Origin of the sequence: Vibrio jasicida CAIM 1864 = LMG 25398, assembly GCF_000400365.1 — a bacterium.
GTDB lineage: Bacteria > Pseudomonadota > Gammaproteobacteria > Enterobacterales > Vibrionaceae > Vibrio > Vibrio jasicida.
This window is the reverse complement of record NZ_BAOG01000126.1, coordinates 1-4,784: the sequence shown is the minus strand read 5'-3', so window position 1 is coordinate 4,784 and position 4,784 is coordinate 1. Positions and strand designations below refer to the sequence as shown.

8 protein-coding genes are annotated in these 4,784 nt (G+C 40.6%); all 8 read left to right on the top strand.

Annotated elements, in window-relative coordinates:
• The first annotated feature begins 105 nt into the window (after positions 1 to 105).
• The 8 genes from VJL_RS24165 (at position 106) to VJL_RS24130 (ending at position 4,616) form a co-directional block, all read left to right on the top strand.
• Entirely contained in the window at positions 106 to 381 is a 276-nt protein-coding gene (locus VJL_RS24165; RefSeq protein WP_038881868.1) for an ECs_2282 family putative zinc-binding protein, read from the top strand.
• Between the two features lie 9 nt (positions 382 to 390).
• The gene (locus VJL_RS24160) at positions 391 to 852 is read left to right on the top strand and encodes a hypothetical protein (protein WP_038881867.1); all 462 of its coding nucleotides are present in this window, start codon (positions 391 to 393) and stop codon (positions 850 to 852) included.
• A 147-nt stretch (positions 853 to 999) separates the two neighbouring features.
• Positions 1,000 to 1,341: a hypothetical protein gene (locus tag VJL_RS24155; RefSeq protein ID WP_152436685.1), complete on the top strand. Its 342-nt coding sequence runs from the start codon at positions 1,000 to 1,002 to the stop codon at positions 1,339 to 1,341.
• 145 nt (positions 1,342 to 1,486) lie between these two features.
• On the top strand, positions 1,487 to 2,008 hold the full coding sequence (locus tag VJL_RS24150) for a GNAT family N-acetyltransferase (RefSeq protein ID WP_038881865.1): 522 nt from the start codon (positions 1,487 to 1,489) through the stop codon (positions 2,006 to 2,008).
• A gap of 143 nt (positions 2,009 to 2,151) precedes the next feature.
• On the top strand, positions 2,152 to 2,517 hold the full coding sequence (locus tag VJL_RS24145; RefSeq protein WP_038881863.1) for a hypothetical protein: 366 nt from the start codon (positions 2,152 to 2,154) through the stop codon (positions 2,515 to 2,517).
• 143 nt (positions 2,518 to 2,660) lie between these two features.
• Positions 2,661 to 3,077 (top strand): GNAT family N-acetyltransferase, encoded by a 417-nt coding sequence (locus VJL_RS24140; protein ID WP_038881861.1) that lies wholly within the window; start codon positions 2,661 to 2,663, stop codon positions 3,075 to 3,077.
• A gap of 110 nt (positions 3,078 to 3,187) precedes the next feature.
• Positions 3,188 to 3,748 carry a hypothetical protein gene (locus VJL_RS24135; protein WP_038881859.1) on the top strand — a complete coding sequence of 187 codons (561 nt, stop codon included), beginning with the start codon at positions 3,188 to 3,190 and terminating at the stop codon, positions 3,746 to 3,748.
• A 136-nt stretch (positions 3,749 to 3,884) separates the two neighbouring features.
• Positions 3,885 to 4,616, top strand: a complete 732-nt coding sequence (locus VJL_RS24130; RefSeq protein WP_152436684.1) for a hypothetical protein — start codon at positions 3,885 to 3,887, stop codon at positions 4,614 to 4,616.
• The last annotated feature ends 168 nt before the right edge of the window (positions 4,617 to 4,784 follow it).

Genomic DNA, 4,784 nt, shown 5'->3' with positions numbered 1-4,784 from the left:
CAAAGCATTTAAGAGTGATTCGCAACGCTTGGCAGTTTCGCTTCGCTCAAGTATAGCCAAGCGTCGCTCACACCTTAATGCGGCGTTATGTGCTTTGGAGGAAATATGAAATTAGATAACCTGAATAGAGAAGTAAGTCTGATGTGCCCAACTTGTGGTTGTACAGACTTTTCGTTTGAAGAGCATGATGAAAATGAACAGGTAACTTGTGCTCGATGTGAGCGTATGATGCTTAGAACCGACCTTATCAATGAAAATTCTGAGTTAATCTCAGAAAATACAAATGAGATTGTTAAAGATGCGCAAAAGCAAATCGAAGCAGAAGTGAGGAAAATGTTCAGGAATGCATTCAAAGGCAGTAAGAATTTCAAAATTAAATGAGGCTAGTAAATGGACTTTGGTCATGTTGTAGCATTGTTAGCTTTAGGCTTGTCGGGTTACGCAACTTGGAAAACAATCCAGTTTAATAAAAGACAAGACTCACTCGTTGAAACTCAGAACAAGCTCAATCAACTGTTGTTAGCTAAAGAAACGGATGAAGTGCTAGAAGATAGAAAGGCTGACGTAAGTGCCTCCATTATCAAGCTTGGTAACGGTAAGTATCGTCTGAAAGTATGGAATAAAGGCAGTTCAGAGGCTAGAGATGTCTCCATTTCTTTTCCTGACGGCAATCACTTAGTTGACGAGTCAGAGCTAGAAAGTAAATTCCCATACGAATGCCTAGAAAAACATGGCTCAATTGAGCTTATCGCTTTTATCCATGGGCAAACACCTCGAAAACAAAAAATACTCATCCGATGGTCGGATGATCATATGAATAAAAATGAAAAGCTTGTTTATCCCACCTGGTGAGACGCACATAACAAGCAATTCAAGCTGATTCGCAACGCTTGGCACTTTCGGTTTCAGTTGGTTTAGTGATTAAGGTGAAGTGTTCGGGTAAGGTGGCAGCGTTGCTCACAACTTAATTGGGCGTTAGCAATCAGGGAGAAATTGGAGTTGAGTGGTTATCAATCGAATTTAGAAAGTCAGCTGAACATGCTCAATGAGACTTGGGATTCATTAATAAGTAACGGAGTCACCAACGAAACAGAGTTAGTTCTAGAATTTAGCTACTTATGTCCAAATAAAGCATCAGCCATTCAACTAAACAATGCTCTCGAAAACTATGAGTCACTGAGCAGAAGTGAGGGGTTTATTAACCGCTCATGGTTTGTTGAAGGATATTCTCACCCGACAACGGTAACCAAAGGTATCCTTGCTCAATGGTTAGACTTTATGGTTACAAAAGGTTGGGAGTTTCAATGTACCTTTGATGGTTTTGGGGCTTCGTTTAGTTAAATTGCTAACAAACTGTTTAAGAGTGATTCGCAACGCGTGGCATTTTTACCATGCGTTGGTTTAAGTGATTAAGGTGATATGCAATAGCATCGGTATTGCGTTGCTCACACCTTAACAGGGCGTTAGCCCTTTTTGAGGAAATGATATGGAAATCGTGCAAGAAATTGACGTTTCAGAATTGCATCATAAGGCAATCGAAGCGTTAAGAAACCAAGCTTTCCCAGATAGTCAAGTAAGTCGCTCTTACTTTAAGCAGTTACCTCATATGCGTGCTCTTCATTTTCAAGGTGAACAGTTGGTTGGCTATCTTGGACTGGACTATCGAGCCGTGAGCGTCGGTGGGGAAATACATAAGGTTCTGGGCGTCATCGACTTCTGTGTTGATGAACGTTATCGAGGGCAAGGTATTGGCTCTTTTATGTTGTCAGAAGTATCGGCATTTGCCGAAACTAAAGACGTTGATTTCATAATCCTTATATCTGAGTTAGATGATTTCTACTCTTCAAATGGCTTTAACAAAGTTCAGTGCATGCAGTCTTGGTTAAGGCTTCACGAGCACACCAACTTTGGAGTTGCTGTAGAGCATGTTGATGAATTGTATGTGAAACCACTCAGAGATAAGCAGTGGGGTGTTGGACATTTTGATTGGCTAGGTTATATGTACTAGTCAACCACAGGGCTAACAAAGCATTTAAGAGTGATTCGCAACGCTTGGCGGTTTCGCTTCGCTCAAGTATAGCCAAGCGCCGCTCACACCTTAATGCGGCGTTATGTTTTTTGAAGGTTTTCGCGAATTATGGAGTTTAGAAAGTGAGTAGAGTTACGTGGATAGTTGTGCTGTCAGCAATCCTATCTGGGTGCGCAAGCAACCCTCGAATTGAGAACCTGACGGGCGAACAGCGAGCTAGGGCTGCCTCAATCGAGGTTTATCAAAAGGCTCCTAAACGAGATTATGAAGTTATTAAAACGGTTTCTGGGTTGTCCTGCAACCGAGATAAATATCAGGACCAAAATGTCACTGACCATGAGGCGCTAGAAGGTATCAAAATACAAGCAGCATTAGTTGGTGCGGATGCTGTTATTTATACCTTTTGCCAAACAAACTCAGATACTGACTGGGTTAATAATTGCTGGGCTTCAGTCAAATGCATGGGTGATGCGGTTAAATTCAAGTAAAAACATAACAATAAATTTAAGAGTGATTCACAACGCTTGGCGCCGTTACTTCAGGTAAGTTTAGTGTTTATGGCACAATGCTTTAGGTAAGGTGTCAGCGTTGTTCACACCTTAATTTGGCGTTATGTGATAAGGAGGTCACATTGAATATCGAATACAAAGTTAACCAGCAAATCTCAGCTGACGAGTTTATTGGTTTACTTAAGCGCTCGACGTTGGGAGAGCGTAGACCAATAGAAAATATCGAATGTATCAAGGGTATGTTGGACAATAGTAATCTTATAATCACTGCTTGGGATGGTTCTAAACTGGTTGGCATTGCTCGCTCTATTACGGATCTCCATTACTGTTGTTATCTGTCAGACCTAGCGGTTGATGAATCGTACCAAAGGTCGGGAATAGGCAAGCAGCTACAAGTTCAAACTCAAGCTCAAATTAAGCCTACATGTAAACTGTTTTTAATCGCCGCACCCGCAGCTAATGACTATTATGGTCAAATTGGCTACACCAAAAACGAGCGTTGTTGGGTGCTGGAACGTGGAAGTGAAATTATCACATAACAAAGCATTTAAGAGTGATTCGCAACGCTCGGCATTTTCGCTTCGCTCAAGTATAGCCGAGCGCAGCTCACACCTTAATGCGGCGTTATATTTTATGAAGGGAGTCAGAAATGCAGCAATATGAGCTAGCAGTCAAATTCTATGAGGCAGCAAGGGCTGAGTTAATCGAACGAATTCGTCTTCGGGAAAATATTATTTTGTTCTACGTTGGTGCCGTCGCGACTTTGCTTGGTGTCGCTTTCGGAAAAGAGAGCGTAAATAACGAGATTTTGTTTGTTATCCCACTTCTTTCCTTGGCTGCGTCTATACTGGTTTCACATCACAACTCTCTTATTGGGGCATTAGGTTTATATTGTTCAGTCGAATTGAAGAATAGCCTGAACTCCAATCTTGAAAATCCAGTTGTTCAGTGGGATGAGTCAAAAGCGCTAATTCAAGGCTCCTCTAAGGCTGTTCGAACCCGTCTCATTCCCCACTTACTCGTTATCTCTGCTCCTGCTTTAATCGCGTTGATTGTCAATATTCATTACCTCTCAACTTTGTGGAGTTGGGATGCAGTGGTCTGGTTCATGGGTTTTTGTTGTTTTATTAGTAGTATTATTTACATATGTTTATCAGGGCGAGATCGAAAACGTAATTTCGGGGAAATAAGTCGTGAAAATAAAATATAACAATAAATTTAAGAGTGATTCACAACGCTTGGCGCCCTCACTTCAAGTAAGTTTAGTGTTTATGGCACAATGCTTTAGCTAAGGTGTTAGCGTTGTTCACACCTTAATTTGGCGTTAGCACACAAGGAGTATGAAATTGACTTGGTACATAAAAGATCTCAAAGACTATGTGTCTGAGCTTTATGGAGAAGAGCAACGGCAAGCTCTTAGCATTTCTTTGGATTCAATCTTCGAAAACCAAGATTTTGCTCGTTTTCACTATGCAGAAGTGCAGCGTTTAATAAAAGGGCATATGGAGGGAAAAAATCCTGCATATGATTATGTCAAATTAATGCTAGCCACAGATGCGGAGACGTTAAATGCAGAGTTTGAATTTAGATTAGCGTATCGAGCGAATGTCTTCGCTTTGCTCAAGAATTTGCATAGTATTTCGGATTTCTTGGCTCACGTTTTGTACTACGCATTTGGACTTAACTTGTGTAAACAGACATTTATCAAACCCGATAAGTTAAATCTTTACCAAACTAAAAAGAGTCTTGAAAAAATTCAAATCACCGATGAATTAAAAGCTTTAATAGATTCACTAACAAATCATGACGATTACTGTTACCTCAGAGACCTAGTGAATCATACTAAGCACCGTTCCAATATCCTATCTCGATTAACTTACGATTCAAATCAAGTTGGTGAGGACGTCTATCAAGTTTCATTTTTGCCCTTTGAAAATTACGGAACCGTTGCTGTGAATGAATACTTGCATCGAGAATATGATAGGCAAAGTTCAATTGTTATAGAGATCGGTCAGCATATAAACCATGCTGTCAAAAGTGTGCTAACAAAGCATTTAAGAGTGATTCCCAACGCTTAGCATTTTCAGTTTAAGCTTGAGTTTTGTGTTTACGGTTCAATGGTTTAGGTTAGGTGGTGGCGTTGCTCACACCTTAATGCGGCGTTAGTTTTATGGAGGAAATATTGTGGAAATCTGGAAGTTATTGTTCTTTATACCTGCGTGTTTTGCGCTCAATATGACTCCGGG

Bases quoted from the DNA above. Each gene is read 5' to 3' on its own strand.
- VJL_RS24135 (WP_038881859.1), top strand. From the start codon at position 3,188: ATGCAGCAATATGAGCTAGCAGTCAAATTCTATGAGGCAGCAAGGGCT.
- VJL_RS24165 (WP_038881868.1), top strand. From the start codon at position 106: ATGAAATTAGATAACCTGAATAGAGAAGTAAGTCTGATGTGCCCAACT.
- VJL_RS24150 (WP_038881865.1), top strand. From the start codon at position 1,487: ATGGAAATCGTGCAAGAAATTGACGTTTCAGAATTGCATCATAAGGCA.
- VJL_RS24160 (WP_038881867.1), top strand. From the start codon at position 391: ATGGACTTTGGTCATGTTGTAGCATTGTTAGCTTTAGGCTTGTCGGGT.